The sequence below is a fragment of the Labrenzia sp. VG12 genome, from assembly GCF_002237595.1.
GTDB lineage: Bacteria > Pseudomonadota > Alphaproteobacteria > Rhizobiales > Stappiaceae > Roseibium.
Genome location: NZ_CP022529.1, coordinates 5,330,741 through 5,357,198 on the forward strand (window position 1 = coordinate 5,330,741; position 26,458 = coordinate 5,357,198).

The following is a 26,458-nucleotide window of genomic DNA, read 5'->3' on the forward strand; positions in this document are numbered from 1 at the left end:
TGGCGTCAGCTCAGAAACGTGCCATTCACCGCCAGTACCAGATTGGCGAGGGCGGCAATGACGATCACGGCAAATGTCAGGATCATGCCGATCACGCGCAGGTTGCCCAGTTCAGGCTCCTGGCTGAAACCATAGGCGTGGGCAATGCGGCCGGCGACCAGCACCGTTCCAAGGCCCCAAAGCAGCAGCGGCGCGCCGTTCATCAGTTCCAGCATCAACAGGAGCAGAAGCGCAAAAGGCGCGTATTCGGCGCAATTGCTATGCGCGCGCATGCGGCGGATCAGCTTTTTGTTGCCCTGATCACCGAGCCCGATCCGTTCACTGCGCCTGGCAGCGATCACCCGTATGGTCAGGACCACGTAAAGCAGCGCAAGCAAGCCGGCGAAGATTGGCGTTATCATGACGCTCATGAGCGATCTCCAGGAAACCGTCTGCCCGGTGTGGGTGTCGGGCAGGTCCAGTATTCACTGAGGGGCTACGCTGCTGCAAGCGCTCTGGTTCAGCACTCGACGATGTTGACCGCAAGGCCGCCCTTGGAGGTTTCCTTGTATTGTTCCATCATGTCCATGCCCGTCTGGCGCATGGTTTCGATGCAGCCGTCCAGCGGGACAAAATGGGAGCCGTCGCCGCGCAGCGCTAGTGACGCCGCTGTTACGGCCTTCACGGCGCCGAGCGCGTTACGCTCGATACACGGTACCTGAACCAGGCCCGCAATCGGGTCACAGGTCATGCCGAGATGGTGTTCCAGGGCAATTTCGGCTGCATTTTCAATCTGCTCGTTGGTGCCGCCAAGCGCGGCACAAAGACCTGCCGCAGCCATCGCCGACGCAGAGCCGACTTCGCCCTGACAGCCCACCTCGGCACCGGAAATCGAGGCATTGGCCTTGATGATGCCGCCGACAGCCGCCGCAGTCAGCAGGAAGGTGCGGATGCCGGCCTGATCGGCGCCTGGGCAATGGTCGAGATAATAGCGCGTGACGGCCGGGATCACCCCGGCGGCGCCATTTGTCGGCGCGGTGACGACGCGCCCGCCCGCCGCGTTTTCCTCGTTGACCGCCATGGCATAAACGCCGAGCCAGTCGACGACATTATGTTCGAATGGCGGGTTGCTGCGGCCTTCCCGGATGAGTTTCTGGTAAATCTCTGCGGCGCGGCGTTTGACCTTGAGCCCGCCGGGCAGAATGCCGGACTGGGAAATGCCACGATTGATGCAGCTGTCCATGGCGGCCCAGAGCTTGTCGATCCCGGCTTCGACGTCCTCTCTAGGTTGGTCGGCGCATTCGTTCTGGAGTTTCATCTCCGCGATGGAAAGCTCCGCCTCCTGTCCCATTTCCAGCATCTGTTTGGCCGAGGCAAAGGGGAAGGGAACGTCCTGTGTCGCCAGTTCGTTGACCGGTTCGTTCGTGGTCTTGCGCAGTTCGGCTTCGCTGACGACAAACCCGCCACCGATGGAGTAATAGACAAACGTGTCGATCACACCGCCGGTAGCATCCAGAAGATGGAAGGTCATGCCGTTGGCATGCAGCGGCAGCGGCGGGCCGTAGTCAAAAATGACGTCCTTGTCCGGCGAGAACTGCAGGTCCGGAAGACCGGCGATCTGAAGGCGTTTGGAGCGCTCAAGCGCATCCAGCATCGGCTCGACCTGATCGGGGTCAAGCGTGTCGGGTCTGGCCCCGAGCAATCCCAGGCAGACTGCCTTGTCCGTGGCGTGCCCCTTGCCGGTGAAGGCAAGCGATCCGTGCAGGGTGACCGTCAGGCGGGTGGCCCTTTGCTCCGCGCCCGCAAGTCCGCGCAGGCGGTCAAGGTATCTGTGGACGGCCACCATCGGACCGACGGTGTGGGAGCTGGACGGGCCTATGCCGATTTTAAAAATGTCAAAGACACTGATGAACATTTCTCTGGGACCGCATGGTTCTGGAACGCCGGTTCACCGGCTCTTGCTTCTGAGGCTAACAGATAGCGTGTCGGCCTCCTCCATTCAAACGGGCAAATTTGTGTTATTTGCGACATGGCGGTTCCAAAGTGCACGGCAACCGAACAGGTCCCCGTCTCAGAGGTCTTCAGAAACAGTTGTTTGCAGCAATCCGCTTTGATAGCGTGCCGCTTCCTTTCATTTGCAACTATCCTGAACGAGTACCCGATGACTTCCCAGCACCCGGCAGACCTGACCGATGTCCTGGCCTCCAAGAAGGACGCCTTTCAGATCCCCGAAGGGGTCGTCTATCTGGACGGGAACTCGCTTGGTGTCCTGCCGAAACATGTGCCGGCTCGCATTGCCGATGTGGTTGCCGAGGAATGGGGCACCAGTCTCATCCGGGCCTGGAACACGCATAGCTGGATCGATCTGCCGGGGCGCACCGGCGACCGGATCGGCAAGCTGATCGGGGCACCCAAGGACACGGTGGTGGCCTGTGACAGCACGTCGGTGAATGTCTTCAAGGTTCTGTCCGCGGCGCTGTCCTTGCGTCCCGAGCGCAAGGTCATTCTGTCTGACAACGGCAATTTCCCGACCGATCTTTATGTGGCGTCCGGCCTGAAACAGCTGCTCGACAAGGGGCATGAACTGAAAATCGTCGACCCGCTGGAGGTGCGCTCTGCCATCGACGAGACCGTTGCCGTGGTCATGCTGACCCAGGTCGATTACCGCACGGGGCGGGTGCACGACATGGTGGATCTAACCCGGGTTGCCCATGACGCTGGCGCACTCGCGATCTGGGATCTGGCGCATTCGGCCGGCGCCATCCCGGTGGACCTCACTGGCGCGAAGGCGGATTTCGCTGTCGGCTGCGGTTACAAGTATCTGAATGGAGGACCCGGTGCGCCGGCCTTCCTCTATGTGGCGCCCGAGCACCAGGAGAAGGTTACCTCACCATTGACCGGCTGGATGGGGCACGAAGCCCCCTTTGCCTTCGATCTCGACTATCGGCCGGTAACCGGGATCAACCGCATGACGGTCGGCACCCCGGCCATCCTGGCGCTGTCCAGCCTACATGCTGCGCTGGATGTGTTTGAAGACGTTGACATGGCGGACATCCGCCGCAAGTCGGTTTCTCTCAGCGAACTTTTCATTTCAGAGGTCGAAGCCAAGTGTCCGCAACTGGAACTGGCCAGCCCGCGGGATCCGGAAAGCCGCGGCAGCCAGGTGTCGTTCCGGTTCGAGGAAGGCTATGCGGTCGTCCAGGCGTTGATCGCGCGGGGCGTGATTGGCGACTTCCGGGCACCCGACGTCATGCGCTTCGGCTTCACACCGCTTTACCTGTCGCACCAGGATGTTGTCGACGCCGTCGACATCCTGCGTGATATCCTGGAAACGGAAAGCTGGAACCGGCCGGAGTTCAAGAGCCGCGCCAAGGTTACATGACGGCCAGCCGCACCTGTGATTGCAGCATGGCGCGAAAGTCGTCTTCCGGCACCGGTTTGGAATAGAGAAATCCCTGGAAACGGTTGCAGCCGTTTTCTGACAGCCAGGTACGCTGCTCGGCCGTTTCCACCCCCTCTGCGACCACGTCGGCGCCGAGGGCCGAGGCCAGGGACAGGATCAGTTTCACGATTGCACCGCCTGTTGCGATGTCTTCCATGAACATCCGGTCGATCTTGATGCCGTCGATCGGGTAGTTGTGCAGATAGGCCAGGTTGGAATAGCCGGTGCCAAAATCGTCAATGACGATCCGGTAGCCAGCAGCCTTCAGGACCGTCAGCGTCTCGAAAGCGTTCGGGATGTCGCCAAGAAGGACGCTCTCGGTGATTTCCAGCGAAATCATGTCCGGCTGGCAACCGGTCTGATCGGCAAGGGTCTGCATCCGTGTCACGAAGTTCGTGTCAGACATCTGGCGCGGGGAAACATTCATGGACAGAGGGACGGCAAGTCCTGTTTTTGTCAGGTCCGCCTGCAAGGCGCCGACCTGGTTGCCAACCCAGGCGCCAATGTCGTTGATCAGTCCGGTTTCCTCGGCGATCGGTACGAATTCGTCCGGGCGGATCAGGCCCTTTGTCGGGTGGTGCCAGCGGATCAGGGCCTCCGCGCCGACGACGCGTTCCGTGTTGGTGCAGGCGATTGGCTGAAAATGCAGCACGAATTCATTATCGCGGATAGCCCGTTCCAGATCCTTCTTGATGGAATGATGTTCGTCCCGGAGGAGCCGCATGCGTTCGCGGAAGCGCACGCACTTGCATTTGGGGTCCGTCTTGGCCTGATAGAGAGCAAGGTCGGCATTCCTCATCAGCTGGTCGATGGTTTTTCCATCCTCCGGGAAATGCGCATAACCTATGCTGAGACCGATTTGTCGAGGCTTGCCGTCGATGAGTTGGGACGTCGCGAAATTTGCCAGGATAGCCTGGCCGAACCAGTCCGGGATGTGATGTTCGGGCTTTTCCAGATGGCAGATCAGGAACTCGTCGCCCCCAAGTCTGGCAACGATATCGTCGGGGCCGGCCTGTTCCGTGAGCGTGCTCGCCACAATTTGCAGCAAGGCGTCCCCCGCCGCGTGCCCGAGTGAATCGTTGACCATCTTGAAGTCGTCGAGGTCGACCAGATAAAGCGTTGCCCGCTGATTGTTGTCTGCCGCCGTTTGCAGCACCTGGGTGACGCGCTCTTTCAGATAGGTGCGATTGGAGAGACCTGTCAGCGTGTCGTGACTGGCAAGATACTGCGCGCGTTCCTTGGTTTCATGCAGCTCCGTGACGTCGATTTCACTGACAAGATAGGCCGGCTGACCCGAGACGGCATCGTGGCACGCACGGATGGTCAGTTCATGCCAGCGCGGTCCGGCCGGTGTCTCGATGTTGGCCACCAGCCTGGCCGTGCGATCCTCAACGACCTGGTCCAACAGTCGCCGGGCCTCGTGGGAATCGACAAACTGGTCCTCGAACCGGGTTTCGAGCTTCGGACAGGCGGCTCGCGCCGCGGTATTTCGGTAGAGCGGCGTGCCGTCCTCTGCAAACAACGAAATCATCACCGTCGTGTGCATCAGGGCTTCGGCGCTGCGCAGGGTTTCCGGCTGCTGTTCATGATGCGGGCGGCCTTCGCATAGAAGTGCCATGCGACCGTCATTCAACCGGATACCGCTCATCACGACTTGCAGGACCTGAGCCGTGCCTTTCGGATAAAGCGTCCAGATCTCGGCAAAACTTACGTCGTGTTTGCAGAAATCCTGCTGGTATTGCCGCAGCCGCTGTTCCACGGAATGGGACATATCCTTGCCCATGTCGCGCGATTGCAGCTCTTCAAGGGTCGCCGAATCAGTGATTTCGAGCGCTTTCCGATTGGCCCACAAGATGCGCTTGTGGTCGAAGTCAAAGATCCAGACCCCGGTATCAAGCCGGTCGAATATGGAAAACACCAGTTCCTGATCAACCCGCCCGTCCGCAATAGACTGTGGCAGAGAAGAAAAATTCTCTTCATGGTTGTGAAGTCTGTCTGGAAAATCTGACATTGGTATCGGCGGCGCTCTCCACGATAAGTTTAAGCTGCCTTTGCGTGCAACGCCAGCTTTTGAGTGCATATGTGGCGCAAACACGAAATGTACATGGCCGAAGTGTACTGACCCACAAAAATTCAATCAATTCAAAATCGGCAAAAAACCTCAGGAGACTTAACGAGACCTAGCTGTGTTCGCATGGTTCTCGGGTAAGTCTTGACAATGTCAATGTGCGCAGGCCTCATTTTGTCCGGGCGGCGGCGAGTGTCGGAGATGTCAGTCTACTGATCGAGCAATTTATCGGCGTTCTCATTCAAGGTTTGCTGCCGGATGTGTGGCGGCAAGAAGCGCTTGCCGTGCCTTTGCGTAAGCATGCGGATGATATCGATTGCGTTTGTTTGCTGACCAATTGACGTGGCAAATTTGGAGGGTTATGTCCGGCGCGCGCGAAATGTCGGGCCGATCGCTTCAAATGGTTTTTCGTCGAAACAGATGGATATGCCTTGATCCAAAACTTCCAAAAAACCGACATATTCTGAGATCAAACGTTTCCTCAAACTGCCTAAATGGGAAAATCTTGCCCTTTCTGCGGTGGAAGCCGGAGATTATGAGTTGATTGCTCTGCCAATGAAGTTAGAAGGACTGAACGCTGCGCCGGAGCGGGCTGTTGACGCCTGCTGAAGCCATCCTGAAAACGGGAGGGGCGCAGCCAAAGACAAAAAGACTGACCGTGGGGGCGGCGAGGAGCGTGAATGCTGGAGCTTGATGAGCTCGTAATGGATTTTGGCGGATTCCGTGCGGTGAATGGCTGTACGTTCCGTGTGGAGGAGGGCAGCATTACCGGATTGATCGGTCCAAACGGGGCCGGCAAGACGACGCTGTTCAATCTGATCGCCGGTGCCTTGCAACCGACAAGCGGCCGGATCCGCTTTCTGGGAGAGGACGTTACACCGCTGGCCAGCCATCAGCTGTTTCACAAAGGGCTGGTGCGCACGTTCCAGATCCCGCATGAATTCCACAAGCTGACGGCTCTTGAGAACCTGATGATGGTGCCGCCGTCCCAGCCGGGGGAAAACCTGTTCTCCAACTGGTTCACCTGGGGCAAGGTCAAGTCGTCCGAGCAGAGTGTTGAGGCCAAGGCCTACGAGACGCTGGACTTTCTGGAGCTGACCCACGTGGCGCATGAGCGCGCGGGCAACCTGTCCGGTGGTCAGAAGAAGCTCCTGGAACTCGGTCGCACCATGATGACCAATGCCAAGCTCGTGTTGCTGGACGAGCCGGCGGCAGGCGTCAACCGGACCTTGCTGCGCAAGCTGGAAAGCAAGATCGAGATCCTCAACAAGGAGCGCGGTTACACGTTCATCCTGATCGAACACGACATGGAAATGATCGAGAAACTCTGTGCGCCGGTTGTCTGTATGGCTGAAGGCCGGGTGCTGATCGAGGGCGATTTCCAGACCGTTCGCTCCAATCCGCAGGTGCTGGAAGCCTATCTCGGCGAGACCACGGGAGACGCCGCATGAGTGCGCTCCTGTCGATGGAAAACATCACCGGCGGCTATGGCGATGCCGACATCCTCAAGGATGTCTCCATGCATGTCGACCCGGATGAGATCGTGGCCATTGTCGGCCCGAACGGGGCCGGCAAATCCACGGCCATGAAATCCGTTTTCGGCATGCTGACCATCCGCGGCGGCAAGATGCTGTTCGACGGTGACGACATCACCAAGTGGTCGCCGAACCGGATCGTGCAACGCGGTATCTGCTACGTGCCGCAGGTCGACAACATCTTCCGGGAAATGTCGATCCACGAGAACCTGGAAATGGGCGGGTTCCTGAAAAAGGGTGATCTAAGCGCGGCCTATGACCGGGTCTACACCCTGTTTCCGGACCTTAAAGAGCGGCGCAAGACCATGGCCGGCAGCCTGTCGGGCGGTCAACGCCAGATGGTCGCCATGGGCCGGGCCCTGATGCTTGATCCAAAGCTTCTTCTCCTCGACGAGCCGACCGCCGGCCTGTCACCGAAATACATGGAACAGATCTTCCAGATCTGCCGGGACGTGCGCGACACGGGCGTCGCAATTCTCCTGGTGGAGCAGCACGCCAAACAGGCTTTGGCGTTCTCCGACCGGGGTTATGTTCTGGCCGCCGGTCAGAACCGTCACGAAGGTACCGGCGCCGAGCTGCTGGCCGACCGTGAAGTCGCCGAAATGTTCCTGGGAGGCTGACCGGTTATGGAATTGCTTGAGCTTCTGAATTTCTACGTCATTCCGGGCATTGTGCTCGGCTCCATCTATGCGCTCGGGGCGGTCGGTATCACCCTGATCTTCGCCATCCTGCGTTATGCCCATCTGGCCCATGGTGATCTGGCGACCCTGGGCGCCTTCATCGCCCTTGCAGTTGTCACCAGCCTCGGCGTGTCGCCGCTGGTCGCGCTGCCGGTGGCCATTCTGGCAACGGCCGGTGTGGCCGTCGGCATCGACAAGGTCTTCTACGAACATCTGCGCGAACGGCCCAAGATCGTCACCGTGATGGCCTCACTTGGCATCGCGCTGATGGTGCGGTCGGTGATCCAGGTGGTCTGGGGCGTCGATACACAGACCTACACGCGCGGCATCGTGCGGCCGGAAGACTATTTCGGTCTGCGCATCCGTGACCGTGAACTCTACACCGTCTTTGCCATGATCCTTCTGGTCGGCGGGCTGCACTTCTTCCTGACCCGGTCCAAGTGGGGCAAGGCCATGCGGGCCATGTCCGACAACCCGAACCTGGCGCTGCTGTCCGGCATCGACAACAAGAAGGTTGTCATGCTGACCTGGGTGATCGCCGGTGGCCTGTGTGCCGCGGCCGGCTTCTTCCTCGGTCTCAACACGGAGCTGAAGTCCATGATGGGCTGGCACATGCTTCTGCCCATGTTCGCCGCTGCCATCCTGGGGGGTGTCGGCCGCGTGGAGGGCGCCGTTCTCGGCGGGCTGATCGTCGGCATTGCCGAGGAAATGTCGGTTCTGATTATCCCGAGCGAATACAAGGCCGCGATGGCCTTTGCGATCCTGTTGTTCATGCTGCTTGTGCGCCCGACCGGGCTGCTCAAGGGCAAGGTTCTTTAAGGGGAGGCGGACATGGAATATCTCGGTCTCCTCAATTACGCGATCTTCATGGCGATCTTCATCGGCATCTATGCGCTGCTGGCGCTGGGGCTGAACATCCAGTGGGGCTTTGCCGGTCTCTTCAACGCCGGGATCGCCGGTTTCTTCGCGGTGGGCGCCTACACCTCGGCGATCCTGACCACCGCGGCGGATACTTCCCGGATCGGCGGCTTCGATCTGCATTTCATCTTCGGCTGGCTGGGCGCGATGGTGGCAGCTGCCCTGATTGCCTGGCCCATCGGCAAGATCTGTCTGCGTTTCCGCTCCGATTATCTGGCCATTGCCACGATCGGCATTGCGGAAATCATCCGCCTGGTGATCAAGTCCGAACCGGCCCTGACCAACGGCGCACGCGGCATTTCCAGCATCCCGCGCCCGGCGACGGAGTTTCCGACACTGAGCCAGGAACTGGCCTATCTGGCGTCCCAGGCGGCCTATCTGGCCATCGTCGTGGCTGTGCTGATCCTGGCCTATTTCCTGGTCGAGCGTCAGTTCAACGCGCCCTGGGGCCGCATGATGCGCGCCATCCGCGACAACGAGAACGCCGCCAAGGCCATGGGCAAGGACGTCGAGTTCCGCCGCCTGGAAGCCTTTGTGTTCGGGGCCGCCCTGATGGGGCTGGCCGGCGCGATGTTCGCCCATTTCAACCGCTCGATCACACCGGAAGCCATCGACCCGATGGTCGCGACCTTCCTGGTCTGGATCATGTTGATCCTGGGCGGATCGGGCAACAACCGGGGCGCGATCCTGGGCGCAGCGGTGGTTTGGATCATTTGGTCCGTATCAGAGATTGCAACTGATCGCCTTCCGCATGAATATGCGGTTCAGGCAAAATACATCCGCTTGTTTTTGATCGGCCTGATGCTGCAGCTGGTGCTGCGGTTCCGGCCGGAAGGGCTCCTTCCGGAGCCTCTCAGAGGGGACCAGCGGAGTACAAAACCGGGAGCGGACCACTAGGCCCGTTCCTTCAGGTGACAGCGCGCGTCAAGCGTGTGGGGCCTGAAAACCCAAAGACCCGGCAAAGACCGGATAATTGAGGAGGTACTTTTATGAAAACCAAGATTCTCGCGCTCGCAGCCGGCCTGATGACGGCAACCGCGCTGGCATCCGCTCCGGCACATGCTGACACCAAGATCGGCCTGCTCGGTGGTGTGTCCGGCCCGATCGCAGCCATGGCCCCGGCCATGATCGACGCGGCCCAGCTGGCCGTGCAGCAGGTCAACGAGCAGGGCGGCATTGGCGACAACGACAAGCTGGTCGGCGTTGTCGGCGACAGCGCCTGTAACCCGCAGAACGGCACGGACGCCGCCACCAAGGCCGTCAACATCGAAGGCGTTGTCGGCGTCGTCGGCCCGCATTGCTCGGGCGCTGTTCTGGCCGCCGCCGGTTCCGTGACCATCCCGGCTGGCATCACGCTGATCACGCCGTCCGGTACGTCCCCGGAAATCTCCAACCTGGAAGACAATGGCACCGTGTTCCGCACCGTGCCGTCCGATGACTACCAGGGCCGTGCGCTGGCGCGTACGCTCAAGGAGCAGGGCTACGGCAAGGTTGCTGTTGCCTACCTCAACAACGACTACGGCACCGGCCTCGCCAACGCCTTCAAGGCTGAATATGTCGATGAACTCGGTGGCGAAATCACCCAGTTCGCAGCACATGAAGAAGGCAAGGCCTCCTATCGTTCCAACCTTGCAGAGCTTGCCAAGGGCGGCGCCGACACGCTGGTCATCTTCGACTATGGCGACGGCACCGGCCTGACCATCCTGCGCCAGGCGCTGGAAAACGGTTTCTTCGAGAAGTTCGTTGGCGGTGACGGAATGAAGTCCGACGCCGTGATCAACGAACTGGGCGCTGAAAACCTCGGCACCTTCGTATCGTCTTCGCCGGTGGGTGAAAAGTCCGAATCCCTCGACATGTTCAACGAAGCCTTCAAGGGCGTCGGCGGCGATCCGGATGCGATCTTCGTGACCACCTCCTATGACGCTGCCTTCCTGCTGGCCCTGGCCATCGAAAAGGCCGGCGGCGACAAGGCCGGTGTGGCTGCTGCCATGGTTGAAGTCTCCAACGGCGACGGCGAAGCCATCCGTCCGGGCGAGTGGAAGAAGGCGAAAGAGCTGATCGCAGCCGGCACCGCCATCGACTACAAGGGCGCTGCAGGCGACCACAACTTCGACGCCAAGGGCGACGTCCCAGGTGTCTACGCCCTCTGGGAAGTCGGCTCCGACGGTTTCGAGGTTGTCACCGAAATGAAGTGATCTCCTTCTGAAAAGAAGGGATTTTCAGGAACCGGCGGCTCGAAAGGGTCGCCGGTTTTCCTTGTTTGGGCGCGCCACCGTCACGGTTGTCATCCCGGACGCAGCGAAGCGAAGATCCGGGACCCAGGATCCCTCAGAACGGGTTGTGACGAGAAGGCGCTGTCGATGAGATTTCCTGGGTCCCCGCTTGCGCGGGGATGACAGATGTGATGTGGGAGACACAAAGGCTGGCAACAGACTGCGAATCTTGCCAGCCTTTGTGTCTCTTCATATTCGAATACTTTTCCAAAACTCTCCAATGACCATTGCGCATCTCGAAATTCTGGAATCCCTGTTCGCCCGAAACCATTGGATCGTGGACCGGCGGGAAGAGGGGGACGATTATCGCATTTCCGCGGTCTGGCACCTGAAACGGCCGGACGGAACCGGCACATTGACGGTTGAGTTTCAAGGTTTTGACGACCTGGTCTGTTTGCCGATTGAAAAGAGCTACGGCTGTGACGTTCTCCAGATACCGGAGTGTGGTCTCTATTTTTCAAGGGTCAATCACGCGCGTTGGCCAACGGACCTGGAAACCTTCGAAGCACAGATCAGGATGTTCAATCAGTCGCAAGGTTGGTGAGGCAGCCAGGTGAAGCTTACCGGGTGGGGCGTTGGTCGACGAACCTTGCAACGAGGTTGGCGCAATCTGCCGGGGCCGCCTGCAGCACGAAATGGGGTCCTTTGACGGTCCAGAAATCCTTGCAGCAAAACCGGAAGTCGTCGGAGACCGAGGCTGGGACAAGCAAGTCTTCGGAGGCGCGAAGATAGGGCAGGGTAAGTTGACCTGACTGAGCAGAGCGCGGACATCGAGCTGAAGCACCTGCTGCAATCTTTTCACCAGTGTTTGGACGGGGACGCATTTCAGCGCCTTTCGGTAATGTTGCCGAAAAAGGGCGTCGCCTGCCCGGCCCATGACAAAAGGTTCGCTGGCGCAGGACAGAAATCGGGAAGCGGACGGCAAGTATTGCAGGGAGCGGAGCAGGGGCAGAGGCAGGGCGCGCGGCGCACGGGCGAAGGTGGCGACAAAAACCACTGCCTTCAAGTATTGGGAAGGGCGTGTCGCAAGCGCCAGGGCCAGGGGGCCGGAGAAGGATTCTGCGACAAGCACGTAGTCTTCACGCGGCAGGCTCTGCTCCAGCCAGGCGCCAAGCTCTGTGTAGCCAACGAGGTCGACCGGATAGGAAACGACTTGAGTTGTGTGTGTGGCAGCAAGGGCTTTTGCAAAGTTTTCAAGGAGAAGGCCGGTGCCGTCCAGTCCCGGAAGGATCACGATTTTCATACGCGTGACCCTATTCCATTGCATGTCCCTGGTCATCCCTTGCCGCTGCAAACATTCCCACTGAATCGATCGATCAACGACCAGTCATCGAGCTGTTCCGGGCTTACCCCCTCCAGAAAATCCGGCTATACAGCCGCCATGCGTGATCTGGATGTTCTTGTGCTTGGTGGCGGGGCCGCCGGTTTGATGTGTGCGATCGAAGCGGGAAAACGCGGTCGCAAGGTGCTGGTCGTCGACCATGCAAAGCGTCCCGCAGACAAGATCCGTATTTCCGGTGGCGGTCGTTGCAATTTCACCAACTTGCATTGCGCACCGGCCAATTTCCTCTCTGAAAATCCGCGGTTCTGTGTCTCGGCGCTCAAGCGATACACCCAGCAGGATTTCCTGGGCCTTGTTGAAAAACACCGGATTTCCTGGCACGAGAAGACGCTCGGCCAACTCTTTTGCGACAACAGCGCAAAGGACATCATCAGGATGCTCCTGGACGAGCTGGAAGCCTCCGGGGGAAGCCTGCAGCTGGAAACGGAGATCAAGGCAGTCGACAAACCTGACGAGCGCTTTTCCGTCGCGACTTCCAAAGGGCCCTTGCGTGCAAAAACGCTGGTGGTGGCAACCGGCGGACCGTCGATCCCCAAAATGGGGGCAACGGGTTTTGGATATGACCTGGCGAAACAATTCGGTCTGAAGGTGATCAGCCCGCGTGCGGCGCTGGTGCCTTTGACCTTCTCAGATGCCAACAAGGATCTGTGCGGGCGTCTTTCCGGCGTGTCGGTGGACGCAATAGTGTCCTTCGGCAAAACGACCTTTCGCGAAGGCCTTCTCTTCACCCATCGCGGCCTGTCCGGTCCGTCGATCCTGCAGATTTCCTCCTATTGGCAGGAAGGCAAGCCGATCACGGTCAATCTGACGCCGGAGGCGGACGTGTTCGAGGTGTTGCGCCAGGCGCGGCAGGACACACCGAAACAGGATCTCAAAACGGCCCTTGGGCTGCTTCTGCCCAACAGGTTGGCGGATGAGCTCGCTGGAGCCTTTGCCCTGAAGGGCCGTCTGGCCGATCAGTCGGACAAGGTGCTGCGCCGGGCTGAGGAGCAGCTCAATCGCTGGCAGCTGGTGCCGGTCGGTACGGAGGGCTATCGCACCGCAGAAGTCACGCTTGGCGGTGTCGACACGAAGGACCTGTCCTCCAAGACCATGGAAAGCACCAAGGTGCCGGGGCTCTATTTCATCGGCGAGGTGGTTGATGTTACCGGCCATCTCGGCGGGTTCAATTTCCAGTGGGCCTGGTCGTCCGGGCATGCGGCCGGACAGTTTGTCTGATCGAATTTCTTGTTCTGTGCGCTTGGTTTAGCAGTAGCAACATTTTTTGATGACCGTTCCTCATCCGTCGCTATACTGACCCAAATCGGACCATCCTTCGAGACGGACCTTTCGGTCCTCCTCAAGGTGAGGTGATTGGGACGGGCGGGCTGAAGGACCGCCTGTCGGCCACTGCCAGGACGAGGAACGGAATGAAGCGCGTAACCATTCACGACGTGGCAGCAACGGCCGGGGTCAGCCTGGCAACGGTGGACCGGGTGTTGAATGGCCGCCCGGGCGTGCGCAAGATCACGATCGAGAAGGTCAACCAGGCGGTCGAGGCCCTGAACTACAAGCCCGACGTCTTTGCCGCGGGGCTCGCCAAGAAGCGGCTCTATCGCCTTCATTTTCTGCTTCCCAACGGACCGAATGCCTTCATGGAGGATCTGACCCGTGAAGCGCTGTCCCACGCGAAAACCCTGAGCGGCGACCGCATGCATGTGCATGTGGAACCGATTGATGCCTTCGATGGTCACCGGGTGGCCGGGACCCTGGCAGTTCTCGATCGCTCCCAATGTGATGGTGTGGCGGTGGTTGCGCCGGCCTTCCCGGAAGTCCAGGCGGCGATCGACCGTTTGCAGGACCGGGGCGTTCCCGTGGTGACACTGGTTTCCGACCATCCGTCTTCGTCGCGCCAGCATTTTGTCGGCATCGACAATCTTGCGGCCGGACGCACCGCAGGGCGGCTTCTTGGCCGGTTCTTGCCGAAGTCTCCCGGCAAGATCGGCCTGATCGCCGGGTCACTCGGCCTGCGCGACCATGCGGACCGTTATACCGGTCTCCGGCAGGTCCTGGAGGCTGATTTCCCGCATCTGACCCTATTGAAGGTGCGCGAAGGGCGGGACGACAACAGCCGCAACGAAGACCTGGTGAAAAAGCTTCTCGAAGAACATCCCGACCTGGCTGGGCTATACAATATCGGCGCTGGCAATCGCGGCACGATTGCTGCGCTGAGCGCGTCGGGTCGTGCCGGGGAGATCGTTTTCGTCGGCCATGAGCTGACGCCTTATACCCATGAAGCCCTCCGGTTGGGTGTACTGGATGCGGTGATCGCCCAGGACCCGGGCCATGAGATCCGCAGCGCTGTCCGGGTTCTGAAAGCCCTGTGCGACAATGCCCCGATCATCGAAGGCCAGGAACGTATCGGCATTGATGTGTTCCTGAAAGACAATCTGCCGGACCTGGCTGAGATGAGCGATAGCCAGACCACCCGTTAAGTGAACTGATTTCGGACAAATCCTTTTGGAGAAGATTTTTGGAGATCATAAATGAGTAACGCACCTCAGAAAATTCGAAACCCCATTTTGCCGGGGTTCAACCCGGATCCATCCATTTGCCGGGTCGGCGACGACTATTACATCGCGACCTCCACGTTCGAGTGGTATCCGGGAGTGCAGATCCACCATTCGAAGGACCTGAAGAACTGGCGCCTGGTGACGCGTCCGTTGAACCGTCCGGAACAGCTCGACATGCGCGGAAATCCGGATTCCTGCGGTATCTGGGCACCTTGCCTGACCTATGCCGACGGCTTGTTCTGGCTCGTCTACACCGATGTCAAACGCTATGACGGGTCTTTCAAGGACACGCACAACTACATCGTCACGGCGCCGGAGATTGATGGTCCCTGGTCCGACCCGGTCTACACCAATTCGTCCGGGTTCGACCCGTCTCTCTATCATGACGATGATGGCCGCAAATGGCACCTGAACATGATCTGGGATCACCGGGTCGGCTACAATTCCTTTGCCGGCATCGCGCTGCAGGAGTTTGATCCGGTCGCCAACAAGCTCACCGGTCCGATCCGCAACATCTTTGAAGGAACGCCGCTTGGCCTGACGGAGGGGCCGCATCTTTATAAGCGCGATGGCTGGTATTATCTGCTGACCGCGGAAGGCGGCACGGCCTATACGCATGCAGTGACGCTCGCCCGCTCCCGGCGGATCGAGGGCCCCTATGAAGTGCATCCAGAGGAACATGTTGTCACGGCACGGTTCGATCCCGACAATCCCGTTCAGCGGGCCGGGCATGGCGACATTGTCGAGACCCAGTCGGGAGAGACCTATCTGGTACATCTGATGGGGCGGCCCCGGCTCGGTCAGAACAGGTGTCAGATGGGCCGGGAAACCGCCATTCAGAAATGCGTATGGGGCGAGGACGGCTGGCTGCGCCTGGCAGCGGGCGGGCTTGCCCCCGAAGAAGAGGTTACAGGACCCGATCTGCCGTCACATCCTTTCGCCGAAGAACCGGTCCGGCACGACTTTGACGGGCCCGAGCTGCCACTGGTCTTTCAGTGGCTGCGCACGCCCTATCCCGAGCGCCTGTTCTCCTTGAGGGAACGTCCAGGCCATCTTCGGCTCTACGGCCGGGAGTCCATCGGCAGCTTTTTTGAACAGTCACTCGTTGCCCGCCGACAGACCGCCTACAACTATGAAGTGGAAACCCTGGTCGACTTTCTGCCGGAGAACGCCCAGCAGACGGCCGGGCTGATTGCCTATTATGGCCGGTATCAGTTCTACTATCTCGCGATTGCCTGGCGAGAAGGCATGGGCCGGGTCCTGACGATCCACGCCTGTCCGGGTGACTATCCGGGGGCTTTCCTGACGGCCCCGCTGGATGCGCCCGTTTCTCTCGCCGAGATCGGACCCGTGGCAATGAAGGTCACCGTTGAGGACATGGCGCTGCGGTTCTGGTACCGGATGGACGGAGAAGACTGGCAGCGCATCGGCCCCGCCTTCGATGCCACGTTGCTGGCGGACGAGTCGGGGCGTGGCGCCCATGCCAATTTCACCGGCGCCTTTGTCGGCATGCATGCGATGGACGTTTCCGGTCAGGCGCTGCCCGCCGACTTCGACTATTTCAGCTACCGGAACCTGTAACAATCGGCCTGTGCCGCAAGGTATTCAGGCGGTTTTTTGTAAAAGTCGCCTGTAACACTCAAATTTTGAATTGACGTTTGGCATTGTGGCACGCATATCTAGTCCATGCGTTTGACCCAACAGACAAACTATGCCGTGCGCGCGCTGATGTATTGCGCCGTCAACCCGGACAAGCCAAGTAAAGTCGCTGATATCGCGGCCAGCTTCGACATGTCCGAAACCCACCTGTTCAAGATCATGAAGGTCCTGGTCGATGCCAATCTGATCAAGACCATTCGTGGCCGCAACGGCGGTGTGATGCTGGCCCGCCCGGCGGAACAGATCACGGTTGGCGAAGTGGTTCGCGCTGCGGAGGAAAGCTTCCTTCTGGCCGAATGTTTCGACAGTGGCCGCAAGGATTGCCCGCTGATCATGTCCTGTGGCTTCAACGGCCTTCTCCATGAGGCGCTTGAGGCTTTCATGGAGGTGCTCGACACCAAGTCGATTGCGGATCTGTCCGAAGACCGGTTCGGCATGCGGGATCTGCTCAAGATCGATGTCGCCGAGGCGCCGATCGCCGCCAACGCGTAAGCGTCACAAGATCCGGGAATGCGAGAGGCGCCACCGACAGGTCGGCGCCTTTTTTGTGTGCTCTTCGCAAATTCTGTGACGAAACTGAAGGGGGGCTACCTCGGTTGCCGTTGCCGGATCGAGGCCGGCGATCCTTGCCGAAGCAGCGTCGACAAGCGAGCCCCGTCCTTTGGCTGGGCATGGCTTCGCAGAAGGCAAAGTTGGGAAAACCAGGTTAGATCGTCGCCGGCATCTGTTGCCGGAAAAGGCCGGGCTGGCTGGCCGCTGAGGGAGAGGAGAGGGCGGTTGGCTGGCCTGGCATTTTACACCTCCGGCTTGCCGGAGGTCCTGTCTTTTCCAAAACCAGAGGACGCGATTTCCGGTTCCGTTTCGATCAGGCATTGCCTTGATAGGAAAACTTGAGTATGAGTGTCAAGTATAAAGTTGAGTTAGAAACTCATCTTTAAATTCCATCGATCACGCTCCGCCGCGAGCGCCCGGATTTCCCCGGGACAAGGCGGGGCTAGATAAAGGCCAAGGACCGATTGCGCGCCATGACTTTGACAGCGAACAGCCAGAAACAACGCCTTTCCCTCGGGTCTGCCAGCCGTGCGCGGCAGGCATTTGCAGGCAAACAGGTGCGTGAGCTGAAATCGGACTACGACACGCAGGAGCTTTTCAGCGGTCAGCGCCAGATTCAGATCCACCACAATGACGAGACCTATCGCCTGTCCATCACCAAACAGGGCAAGCTGATTCTGACCAAGTGAGAATTCAGATTTGTGCAATTGCCATCCCGGTCGAAGCCAAGCGGCGAGCCGGGATGGCAAATTGAGAGCGCACGGGCTTACGCCGAGAAGATGGCGACCGGTTTGCCGACACCGCGCAGGGCATGCTCGCCCATGGCGTTCAGGTTGGTCTTGAGATCTCCGCTGAGTGCGTCGCGCACCGGCTCCGTCAACAGCAGCTCCTGCCCAAGCGGCTTGCACAGCGATTCCACGCGGCTGGTTTCGTTGACCGCCCTGCCGATCACGGTGAAATCGAGACGTTCTTCGCCGCCGACATTGCCGAAAAACACCTCGCCCCGGTGCAGTCCGATGCCGATCTTCAACGGGTGCCACAGCGCCGGATCGGGCAGATCCTCCGGCGGAGACTGGTTGAGCTCATCGATTGTGACCAGCGCCCTCCTGGCAGCTTTTACGGCGGCATTGGCAGCAGCACCTTCCCCAAGCGCCTTCTGGTCGAACACTGCCAGAATGCCGTCCCCCATGAATTTCAGAATGTCGCCGCCATGGCCAAGCACAGCCTCCGAGATCCGGTCGAAATAGGCATTTAGAACGGCGGTGACTTCCGGGCCGCTGAGCCGGTCGGCAAGCTGGGTGAAGCCGCGCATGTCCGACATGAAGACGACCGCGTCGATCGCCTCGCCATCCCCTCGTTTGATCTCGCCGTCCAGGACACGCTGGCCAGCGATCGGGCCGAGATAGGTGTCGGCGACATTGCGCGCGATGCGCTGCAGGATGTGGCGCTCGACATGCAGTGCCAGAAGATCGATCAGGTCGCGGATCCGGTCCTTTTGCCGGCCCGGAAACCCGCCTGGCCGCGTCGTCGCGAATGTCATGGCGTTGTGGGTCTCGCCCGAAGCGCTGAGCGGCAGCGCAACATAGGCGGTGTAGCCCTGCTCGGCGAGTTCCTTCATCAGGGGGGCGGACTGACGACCTTCTTCCGTTTCCAGGTCCAGAATGATCATCTGGCCGTTGGTGATGACATTGTAGAGCGGATTGCGCGTGAAGGCGTCAGCACTGACGGCACCTGCATCGGCCGCGATTTCATCGCAGATCTGGTCCCTGGCAGTCCAGAACCAGGAGAAGCCGATGACGCGCGGATGCAATGTGCCGATGTGAAGCGTGCAGCGGTCGACGCTGAGATCGGTCGCCTGGCAGCGCCACATGAACTCCTCGAACATCAGCATGACGTTGTCGATGCGTGTCGCGTCGTGCAAAAGCCAGTCGTGGATGTCCTCAAGCGTCTGTTCGGTAGGCGCGCAACCGGGCCCGCGGCTGGAGCGGTTGATCAGGTGCACATGCTCGGGATAACTGCGGGGCGAAGGATCAAGCGCGGTCTTGGTCATGCGGACTCCGGATGTCTGTCACGCGCTATTATCTCGGGCGTGCCGCCCCAAAGTTCAATCTGAAAATAGAAAGGAAGGCAAGAAAGGCGGCGAGGACTTTCCGTGAAGCAGGTGGCCGATCCTGCGAAACGCGGGCAAACACGCTCCTCAGGATGACGCCTGTTTAAGCGGCGCTGTTGGAAAACCTCGCCACACAATCAGCGCCATCCTGAGTGTCTGGCCCGAAAGTGATCTAGGAGGCAGCTTTCATCGTTCCTGGCACGAACTCACCCCCTCTCGGTTGTCTTCCCCGCGAAAGCGGGGACCCAGTAACCTCATGAATCGGCGCTATAAATTAAATCTAACCTCACGGAGTCCTGGTTTCCCGCTTTCGCGGGAATGACAAATGTGACTGAAGCATTCGCCCCGGCCATCACTTTCGGGCCAGTCTCCGAGGAGCCGCACTGCGGCGTTTCGAAGGATCTGCCACACACGCTCCAAACCCTAGAACGCCGCTTCGACGCCGCCCATTTCCACGTAAACGCTCTTTGTCTGGCTGTAATACTCAATCGCCGCATGACCGTTTTCGCGGCCGATGCCCGATTTCTTGTATCCGCCGAACGGCATTTCAATCGGCGTCAGATTGTAGGTGTTGATCCAGCAGGTGCCGGCCTGGAGCTGATCGATCACCCGGTGCGCCCGCTGGATGTCCTTGGTGAAGACACCGGCAGCAAGGCCGAATTCCGTGTCATTGGCACGGGCAATGACGTCGTTTTCGTCGTCAAAATCAAGCACGCTCAGGACGGGCCCGAAGATTTCCTCGCGGGCGATGGTCATGTCGTCGGTGACATCGGCAAAGACGGTCGGCTGAACGAAATAGCCGTCCGGGAAACTGTCGACTGTCGCAGCGCCGCCGCCGCAGACAAGCCGGGCACCCTCGCGCTGGCCGACCTGCATGTAATGCATCACCTTGTCGAACTGCTGGCGCGACACCAGCGGGCCGATGGAGGTGGTTTCATCCAGCGGGTCGCCCAGGATGGCATTGCCGGTGCGTTCGGCCAGACGCGCCAGGAAGGCTTCCTTGATCGCCGTATGCACGAAGACACGGGTGCCGTTGGAGCAGATCTGCCCGGTGGAATAGAAGTTGGCATTGATGGCCGCGGAGACCGCGTTTTCAATGTCGGCATCGTCAAAGACGATCAGCGGCGACTTGCCGCCAAGTTCCAGCGTGGTCTTTTTCAGGTGCTCGCCGGCAAGGGCGGCAACCTTGGCGCCGGTTGGCACGGAGCCGGTCAGCGAGATCTTGCTGATTGCCGGATGTGCGACCATCCTGGCGCCGACATCGCCAAAACCCTGGATCACGTTGAAGACCCCGTCCGGCAGGCCGGCTTCGGTCAGGGCCTCAGCCAGTTTCAGGGCGCTCAGCGGGGTGACTTCCGATGGTTTGAAGATCATGGCGTTGCCGCAGACCAGGGCCGGTGCTGCCTTCCAGCAGGCGATCTGGATCGGATAGTTCCAGGCGCCAATGCCGAAGCAGATACCGAGCGGTTCGCGTTTGGTGTAGGCGAAGGAGCCACCGAGATCGATATGTTCGCCGGTCAGCGTCGCCGCCAGGCCGCCGAAATACTCAAGGCAGTCCGCACCCGAGGCTGCATCGGCAATCAGGGTTTCCTGCAAGGGTTTGCCGGTGTCGAGGGTTTCAAGGACCGACAGTTCGTGGTTCTTTTCGCGCAGGATCTCGGCAGCCCGGCGCAGCACCCGTCCGCGTTCGGCGGGTGCTGTGGCTGCCCAGATTTTCTGGCCGGCTGTTGCGGCCTCGATGGCCGCGTCGATCACGGCATCGTCGGCCGACTTGAGACTGGCGATCACTTCACCGGTTGCCGGATAAAGGGAATCGAACGGAGTGCCCGACAGGCTCTCCAGATAGGAGCCGCCAACATAGTGGGACGCTTGAGGTTGGGCGCGCATGGGTCTGGTCCTTGATTGTCTCTTGTGCCGGCCTGAGACCGGTGAAATTTAGCGCTGGCTGGTTTCCCAGTCCGGATGGATCCACGGCTCCTGGTTGGAAGCCGGCAGCGGATCCTTGCCGAGAATGTGGTCCGAGGCCTTTTCCCCGACCATAATCGACGGGGCATTGAGATTGCCATTGGTGATTTGCGGGAAGATCGAGCTGTCGGCAACACGCAGGCCGTCCACTCCGATCACGCGGCATTCCGGATCGACCACGGCCATCGGGTCGTCCTTGGCGCCCATCCGGCAGGTGCCGCAGGGGTGATAGGCGCTTTCCACGTGTTCGCGAATGAAGTTGTTCAGGTCCTCGTCACTCTGGACCTGATCGCCCGGCTGGATTTCCTTGCCGCGATAGTCCGCAAAGGCTTCCTGGCTGAAGATCTCGCGGGTCAGGCGGATACAGGTGCGGAAATCTTCCCAGTCGTCTTCGTGGGACATGTAGTTGAAGAGGATGGACGGTTTTTCGCGCGGGTCGGCGGAGGTCAGTTTGACATGGCCGCGTGACTTGGAGCGCATTGGTCCGACATGGGCCTGGAAGCCATGTCCTTCCGCAGCCGCCTGGCCGTCATAGCGCACGGCAAAGGGCAGGAAGTGATACTGGATATCGGGGTATTTGACGCCCGCCCTGGAGCGGATGAAGGCGGCGCTCTCGAACTGGTTGGATGCACCGAGACCCTGCTTGAAGAACAGCCATTGCGCGCCGATCAGGGCCTTGGAAATAAGGTTCCAGTGTTTGTAGAGCGTGATCGGCTGGCTGCAGGCCTGCTGCAGATAGAGTTCCAGGTGGTCCTGGAGGTTGGCGCCGACACCGGGCCGGTCGGCCACGACATCGATGCCGAGGGCCGAAAGATCGGCGGCCGGACCGATACCGGAATTCATCAGGATTTTCGGCGAGTTGATCGAGGACGCCGCGAGGACGACCTCCCGCGCGGCCCGGGCTTCGCGGATCTCGCCGCCGGTTTCGAATTCCACGCCTGTGGCGCGTTTGTCCATGATCAGGATCTTGCGGGCAAGTGCGCCCTTGATCAGCGTGAGATTGCCGCGTTTCAGGGCGGGTTTCAGATAGGCATTGGCGGCGGACCAGCGGCGGCCCCGGTGGACCGTCATTTCCATGTCGCCGAAGCCTTCCTGGCGTTCGCCATTATAGTCTTCGGTCACGCCGTAACCGGCCTGGGCACCGGCATCGCGGAAGGCGTGAAACAGCGGGTTCCACTTGGTGCCGCGCTGGACATGGAGCGGGCCGTCGGTGCCGCGCCAGCCGCTCTGGCCGCCATGGCTGTGTTCCAGGCGCTTGTAATAGGGCAGCACGTGGCGATAGCCCCAGCCGGACGCGCCCATGTCTTCCCAGGTGTCGAAGTCGCAGGCGTGGCCGCGCACATAGACCATGCCGTTGATGGACGAGGAGCCGCCGATCACCTTGCCGCGCGGGGTCGCCAGGCGGCGTCCGCCCAGATGCGGCTCCGGTTCGCTCTGGAAGCCCCAGTCATAGAGCGGCATGTTCATCGGATAGGAGAGAGCAGCCGGCATCTGGATCAGCGGGCCGACATCCGTGCCGCCGAATTCAAGCAGCAGGACGCGGTTCTTCGGATCTTCCGACAGCCGGTAGGCCAGGGCGCAGCCGGCGGATCCGGCGCCGACGATGATGAAATCGAACTGGTCGGTCATGAAGGTCTCCGGCCGGGTCAGGCGTTGGCGCCGCGCGCGGCATGCACGGCAATCTGGGTTTCGACATAGTCCTCGACCATCGCGATGGCGGCGTCCCGGTCGGTCTTTGCATCGGACAGCGCCTGGCGAATCCAGACCCCGTCGATCATGGAGGCCGTGCCTTCGGCGATGCGCCGGGCTTCGGTCTGCGGCATGAAGGCCCTGAGGTTGTGTGTCAGGTTGGAGGCGAGACGCGCGGCATAGATTTTCAACAGCCGGCTGTTGCTGTCCGTGGTCCGCGACTGGACATAGAAGGCCAGCCAGGCGGCAATGACGGCAGGCTGAAACTGGTCAACGGCAAAGTTGCCGGCAATGATTGCGCTGATGCGCTCGCGCGGTGTTTCGGCCTTGGCAAGGCCATCGCGGATGGCGCGGCCCAACTCGGTCAGAAGGTGCCGCATGGTTGCCGCAAGTAATTGATCTTTCGAGCCGAAATAATGATGCACCAACCCACCGGAAACACCCGCACGTTTGGCGATCTGCGCCATCGTCACGTCCGAGTATCCGCGCTCGTGAATTGCATCAACCGTTGCGTCAATCAGGCTGCGGCGCCGCTCCGCTTCCATTCCGACCTTGGGCATTTCGACCTCCATCTGTCTCTTGGTCTTATTTTTAATTGATCAATCAATCAATGAAAACTTGCAAATTTTTCCCGTGGATGTTTGGATCAACATTGGGCAGGCTGTGGGAAGCGTATGTGGAGGGCGTTATACCGAAGCAACCCCGCCCTGCAGAAAAGCAAAAAAGTTCGACTTTCCTTAGGAGGTATATCATGAAAGTAGCAGCGAAACTCGCTGGAGGTATTGCGCTCGGATTTCTGCTGACCGGCACCGCACTGGCCAGTGAGCCCGAGGCCTGCAAGTCAGTCCGCTTCTCCGACGTCGGCTGGACCGACATCACCGCCACCACCGCCGCAACCTCGGTTGTCCTGGAAGCGCTCGGCTACGAGCCGGACGTGAAGATCCTGTCCGTGCCGGTGACCTATGCGTCCCTGAAGAACAAGGACATCGACATCTTCCTCGGCAACTGGATGCCGACCATGGAAGGCGACATCAAGGCCTACCGTGAAGACGGCTCTGTCGAAACCGTGCGCGCCAACCTCGAAGGCGCCAAGTACACGCTGGCCGTTCCGGAATACACCTACGACAAGGGCCTGAAGAGTTTCCAGGATATCGCCAAGTTTAAGGACGACCTCGACGGCAAGATCTACGGCATCGAGCCGGGCAATGACGGCAACCGACTGATCATTGGCATGATCGACCAGAACCTTTTCGATCTGGAAGGCTTTGAAGTGGTTGAATCCTCCGAGCAGGGCATGCTGGCCCAGGTTGCACGCGCCAACCGCCGCGAGAACGACATCGTTTTCCTCGGCTGGGAACCGCACCCGATGAACGCCAACTTCAAAATGAAGTACCTTGACGGCGGTGACGACATCTTTGGCCCGAACTATGGCGGTGCCACCGTCTACACGAACGTTCGGGCGGGCTACACCACGGAATGCCCGAATGTCGGCAAGCTGCTCGAGAACCTGGAGTTCTCGCTCGCGATGGAAAACGAGATCATGGGCGCGATCCTGATCGACGGCGAAGACCCCAACAAGGCGGCCGCGGCCTGGTTGAAGGAGCACCCGGCGACCTTCGAAAACTGGCTGGTCGGCGTGAAGACCTTCGATGGTGGTGACAGCTTTGCAGCCGTCAAGGGCGCCCTCGGCCTCTAAGCGACGCTCAAAGCGGCGCCGGTGCGGACCTCCCACCGGCGCCGTCTTTTTATAACAACACAAAACTTCCGGAGCGGCAGGTTGGACTGGCTGACAGACAACAAGCTGCCGATCGGCCCATGGGCAAGGTCCCTCGTCGATTGGCTCACCGACAATGCCTATTGGGTGTTTGACGGTATTTCATATTTCCTGGAAACCCTCATCGACGGGATCCTGTGGCTGCTGCAAACGCCGCATCCGCTTTTCGTCGTGGTTGTGGCCGTCGCCATCGGCTATGCGGTCCACCGCACGATCGCCTTTGCCGCGTTCGTCGCCGTCTCGCTGCTTCTGATCATCAATCAGGGCTATTGGGAAGAGACGACGGAAACGCTGGCACTGGTGATTGCCGCTTCGGTCGTCTGCATGGCCGTCGGCGTGCCCGTTGGTGTGGTTGGCGCGCACAACCCGCGTTTTTATGCCGCGATCCGTCCCGTGCTCGATCTGATGCAGACGATCCCGACCTTCGTGTACCTGATTCCGGCGCTGATCCTGTTCGGTCTCGGCATGGTGCCAGGTCTGATCGCAACCGTGATCTTCGCCATTCCGGCACCGATCCGGCTGACGCAGCTCGGCGTCTCCTCGACACCGACGGCGTTGATCGAAGCGGGGCAGGCCTTTGGCGCCACCAAGCGGCAGCTGCTCTGGAAGATCGAACTGCCTTATGCGCTGCCGCAGATCATGGCGGGTCTGACCCAGACCATCATGCTGTCGCTGTCCATGGTGGTGATCGCGGCTCTCGTTGGCGCCGATGGTCTCGGCGTGCCGACGCTCAGAGCCCTGAACACCGTGAACATTGCACAAGGCTTCGAGGTTGGCGTCTGTATCGTCCTGATCGCCATCGTGCTTGACCGGTTCTTCCGGGCCCAGGAAGGAGGCAAGCGATGAGTGACGCTAATCCCGCAACCATCGTCTCCTTCAAGGATGTCGATATCGTTTTTGGCGACAAGCCGCAAACGGCCCTGCCGCTGATCGATGCGGGTAAGACCCGCCAGGAAATCCAGGCCGAGACGGGCCAGATCCTGGGCGTCGCAGGCGCAAGCTTCGACATCTATGAGGGCGAGGTCATCGTGCTGATGGGCCTGTCCGGCTCGGGCAAGTCGACCCTGCTGCGGGCGGTCAACGGGCTGAACCCGGTGATCCGCGGCGAAGTTCAGGTGCATGACGGCAGCCGCTACATCAACCCGGAGACCTGTCCTGAAAACGAGCTCCGGGAACTGCGCCGGCACCGCATCGGCATGGTGTTCCAGCAATTCGGCCTCTTGCCCTGGCGCACGGTGGCTGAAAATGTCGGTTTCGGTCTTGAACTGGCGGGCATGCCGGTAAAGGAACGCGCCGCCAAGGTGGAAGCCCAGCTGAAGCTGGTCGGCCTGACCGGCTGGGGCGAGAAATACGTCCACGAGCTTTCCGGCGGCATGCAGCAGCGTGTGGGTCTTGCCCGTGCCTTTGCCACCGACGCTCCGATCCTCTTGATGGATGAGCCGTTTTCTGCGCTTGATCCGCTGATCCGCGACAAGCTGCAGGATGAGTTGCTCGATCTTCAAAAAGAGCTCAACCGGACGATCATCTTCGTCAGCCACGATCTCGATGAAGCCGCCAAGATCGGCTCGCGCATCGCCATCATGGAAGGCGGCCGGGTGATCCAGCTGGGTACGCCGCAGGAGATCGTCAAGACGCCGGCAACGGAGTATGTGGCGGACTTTGTCAGCCACATGAACCCGCTGAACGTCCTGCGGGCCCGTGACATCATGGTGCCGCCAGGCAGCCTGTCGGGCTCTCTGGCGTCGGCTCTGAACTGCGATGCCAACACGCCGATCCGCGAGGTCGCCCGGCTGAAGAAGTCCAGCTCGGAGCCTGTCGTCGTTCAGAAGGACGGCGCCATTGTCGGTGTCATCGGCGAGAACGAGTTGCTGGACTGCATGCTCTAAGGGGCAAGGCACGCTGAGCAACAAACACAGACCT

Annotated in this window: 22 protein-coding genes; 15 read left to right on the forward strand and 7 right to left on the reverse strand. The window is 60.2% G+C overall.

Annotated elements, in window-relative coordinates:
* Window positions 1–5: 5 nt before the first annotated feature.
* A complete protein-coding gene (locus tag CHH27_RS24620; protein WP_094073949.1) occupies window positions 6–410 on the reverse strand; it encodes an MAPEG family protein in 405 nt (134 codons plus the stop codon).
* Between the two features lie 89 nt (window positions 411–499).
* Window positions 500–1,894, reverse strand: coding sequence for an L-serine ammonia-lyase (locus tag CHH27_RS24625; protein ID WP_094073950.1), 1,395 nt, complete (start codon window positions 1,892–1,894; stop codon window positions 500–502).
* Between the two features lie 246 nt (window positions 1,895–2,140).
* Here CHH27_RS24625 and kynU point away from each other — a divergent pair, with 246 nt between their 5' ends.
* Window positions 2,141–3,361, forward strand: coding sequence for a kynureninase (gene kynU / locus CHH27_RS24630; RefSeq protein WP_094073951.1), 1,221 nt, complete (start codon window positions 2,141–2,143; stop codon window positions 3,359–3,361).
* Here the strand turns inward: kynU and CHH27_RS24635 are convergent.
* Complete coding sequence (locus tag CHH27_RS24635) at window positions 3,354–5,339, reverse strand: bifunctional diguanylate cyclase/phosphodiesterase (RefSeq protein WP_208988363.1); 1,986 nt, start codon at window positions 5,337–5,339, stop codon at window positions 3,354–3,356. The genes kynU and CHH27_RS24635 overlap by 8 nt on opposite strands.
* An 830-nt stretch (window positions 5,340–6,169) precedes the next feature.
* On the opposite strand from CHH27_RS24635, the gene CHH27_RS24640 reads away from it, so the two are divergent.
* From CHH27_RS24640 to hemP, 11 genes are all read left to right on the forward strand, one after another.
* Window positions 6,170–6,940, forward strand: coding sequence for an ABC transporter ATP-binding protein (locus tag CHH27_RS24640; RefSeq protein ID WP_094073953.1), 771 nt, complete (start codon window positions 6,170–6,172; stop codon window positions 6,938–6,940).
* Entirely contained in the window at window positions 6,937–7,644 is a 708-nt protein-coding gene (locus tag CHH27_RS24645) for an ABC transporter ATP-binding protein (RefSeq protein ID WP_094073954.1), read from the forward strand. Before CHH27_RS24640 ends, CHH27_RS24645 begins: the two co-directional genes overlap by 4 nt.
* A 6-nt stretch (window positions 7,645–7,650) precedes the next feature.
* Entirely contained in the window at window positions 7,651–8,523 is an 873-nt protein-coding gene (locus CHH27_RS24650; RefSeq protein ID WP_094073955.1) for a branched-chain amino acid ABC transporter permease, read from the forward strand.
* Window positions 8,524–8,535: 12 nt separating this feature from the next.
* A complete protein-coding gene (locus CHH27_RS24655; protein WP_094073956.1) occupies window positions 8,536–9,519 on the forward strand; it encodes a branched-chain amino acid ABC transporter permease in 984 nt (327 codons plus the stop codon).
* Window positions 9,520–9,611: 92 nt separating this feature from the next.
* The gene (locus CHH27_RS24660) at window positions 9,612–10,817 is read left to right on the forward strand and encodes an ABC transporter substrate-binding protein (protein WP_094073957.1); all 1,206 of its coding nucleotides are present in this window, start codon (window positions 9,612–9,614) and stop codon (window positions 10,815–10,817) included.
* Between the two features lie 298 nt (window positions 10,818–11,115).
* Window positions 11,116–11,439, forward strand: coding sequence for a hypothetical protein (locus tag CHH27_RS24665; RefSeq protein ID WP_094073958.1), 324 nt, complete (start codon window positions 11,116–11,118; stop codon window positions 11,437–11,439).
* 837 nt (window positions 11,440–12,276) lie between these two features.
* Window positions 12,277–13,455, forward strand: coding sequence for an NAD(P)/FAD-dependent oxidoreductase (locus CHH27_RS24675; RefSeq protein WP_094073960.1), 1,179 nt, complete (start codon window positions 12,277–12,279; stop codon window positions 13,453–13,455).
* A gap of 191 nt (window positions 13,456–13,646) precedes the next feature.
* Window positions 13,647–14,711 (forward strand): LacI family DNA-binding transcriptional regulator, encoded by a 1,065-nt coding sequence (locus tag CHH27_RS24680; RefSeq protein WP_094073961.1) that lies wholly within the window; start codon window positions 13,647–13,649, stop codon window positions 14,709–14,711.
* A 51-nt stretch (window positions 14,712–14,762) separates the two neighbouring features.
* Window positions 14,763–16,370: a glycoside hydrolase family 43 protein gene (locus CHH27_RS24685; protein WP_094073962.1), complete on the forward strand. Its 1,608-nt coding sequence runs from the start codon at window positions 14,763–14,765 to the stop codon at window positions 16,368–16,370.
* A 105-nt stretch (window positions 16,371–16,475) separates the two neighbouring features.
* Window positions 16,476–16,940, forward strand: coding sequence for an iron-responsive transcriptional regulator RirA (gene rirA, locus CHH27_RS24690; protein ID WP_094073963.1), 465 nt, complete (start codon window positions 16,476–16,478; stop codon window positions 16,938–16,940).
* Between the two features lie 533 nt (window positions 16,941–17,473).
* Window positions 17,474–17,689 carry a hemin uptake protein HemP gene (gene hemP / locus CHH27_RS24695; protein ID WP_094073964.1) on the forward strand — a complete coding sequence of 72 codons (216 nt, stop codon included), beginning with the start codon at window positions 17,474–17,476 and terminating at the stop codon, window positions 17,687–17,689.
* Between the two features lie 77 nt (window positions 17,690–17,766).
* Here the strand turns inward: hemP and CHH27_RS24700 are convergent, their stop codons facing one another.
* From CHH27_RS24700 to betI, 4 genes are all read right to left on the reverse strand, one after another.
* Window positions 17,767–19,050, reverse strand: coding sequence for an adenylate/guanylate cyclase domain-containing protein (locus tag CHH27_RS24700; RefSeq protein WP_094073965.1), 1,284 nt, complete (start codon window positions 19,048–19,050; stop codon window positions 17,767–17,769).
* Between the two features lie 483 nt (window positions 19,051–19,533).
* Complete coding sequence (gene betB / locus CHH27_RS24705; RefSeq protein ID WP_094073966.1) at window positions 19,534–20,997, reverse strand: betaine-aldehyde dehydrogenase; 1,464 nt, start codon at window positions 20,995–20,997, stop codon at window positions 19,534–19,536.
* A 48-nt stretch (window positions 20,998–21,045) separates the two neighbouring features.
* Window positions 21,046–22,704, reverse strand: coding sequence for a choline dehydrogenase (betA, locus tag CHH27_RS24710; protein ID WP_094073967.1), 1,659 nt, complete (start codon window positions 22,702–22,704; stop codon window positions 21,046–21,048).
* Window positions 22,705–22,721: 17 nt separating this feature from the next.
* Window positions 22,722–23,324 (reverse strand): transcriptional regulator BetI, encoded by a 603-nt coding sequence (betI, locus tag CHH27_RS24715; protein ID WP_094074985.1) that lies wholly within the window; start codon window positions 23,322–23,324, stop codon window positions 22,722–22,724.
* A 191-nt stretch (window positions 23,325–23,515) separates the two neighbouring features.
* Between betI and CHH27_RS24720 the strand changes: the two genes are divergently transcribed.
* The 3 genes from CHH27_RS24720 (at window position 23,516) to choV (ending at window position 26,424) form a co-directional block, all read left to right on the forward strand.
* Window positions 23,516–24,460 carry a choline ABC transporter substrate-binding protein gene (locus CHH27_RS24720; protein WP_094073968.1) on the forward strand — a complete coding sequence of 315 codons (945 nt, stop codon included), beginning with the start codon at window positions 23,516–23,518 and terminating at the stop codon, window positions 24,458–24,460.
* An 81-nt stretch (window positions 24,461–24,541) separates the two neighbouring features.
* A complete protein-coding gene (choW, locus tag CHH27_RS24725; RefSeq protein WP_094073969.1) occupies window positions 24,542–25,384 on the forward strand; it encodes a choline ABC transporter permease subunit in 843 nt (280 codons plus the stop codon).
* Complete coding sequence (choV, locus tag CHH27_RS24730) at window positions 25,381–26,424, forward strand: choline ABC transporter ATP-binding protein (RefSeq protein WP_094073970.1); 1,044 nt, start codon at window positions 25,381–25,383, stop codon at window positions 26,422–26,424. Before choW ends, choV begins: the two co-directional genes overlap by 4 nt.
* Window positions 26,425–26,458: the final 34 nt, after the last annotated feature.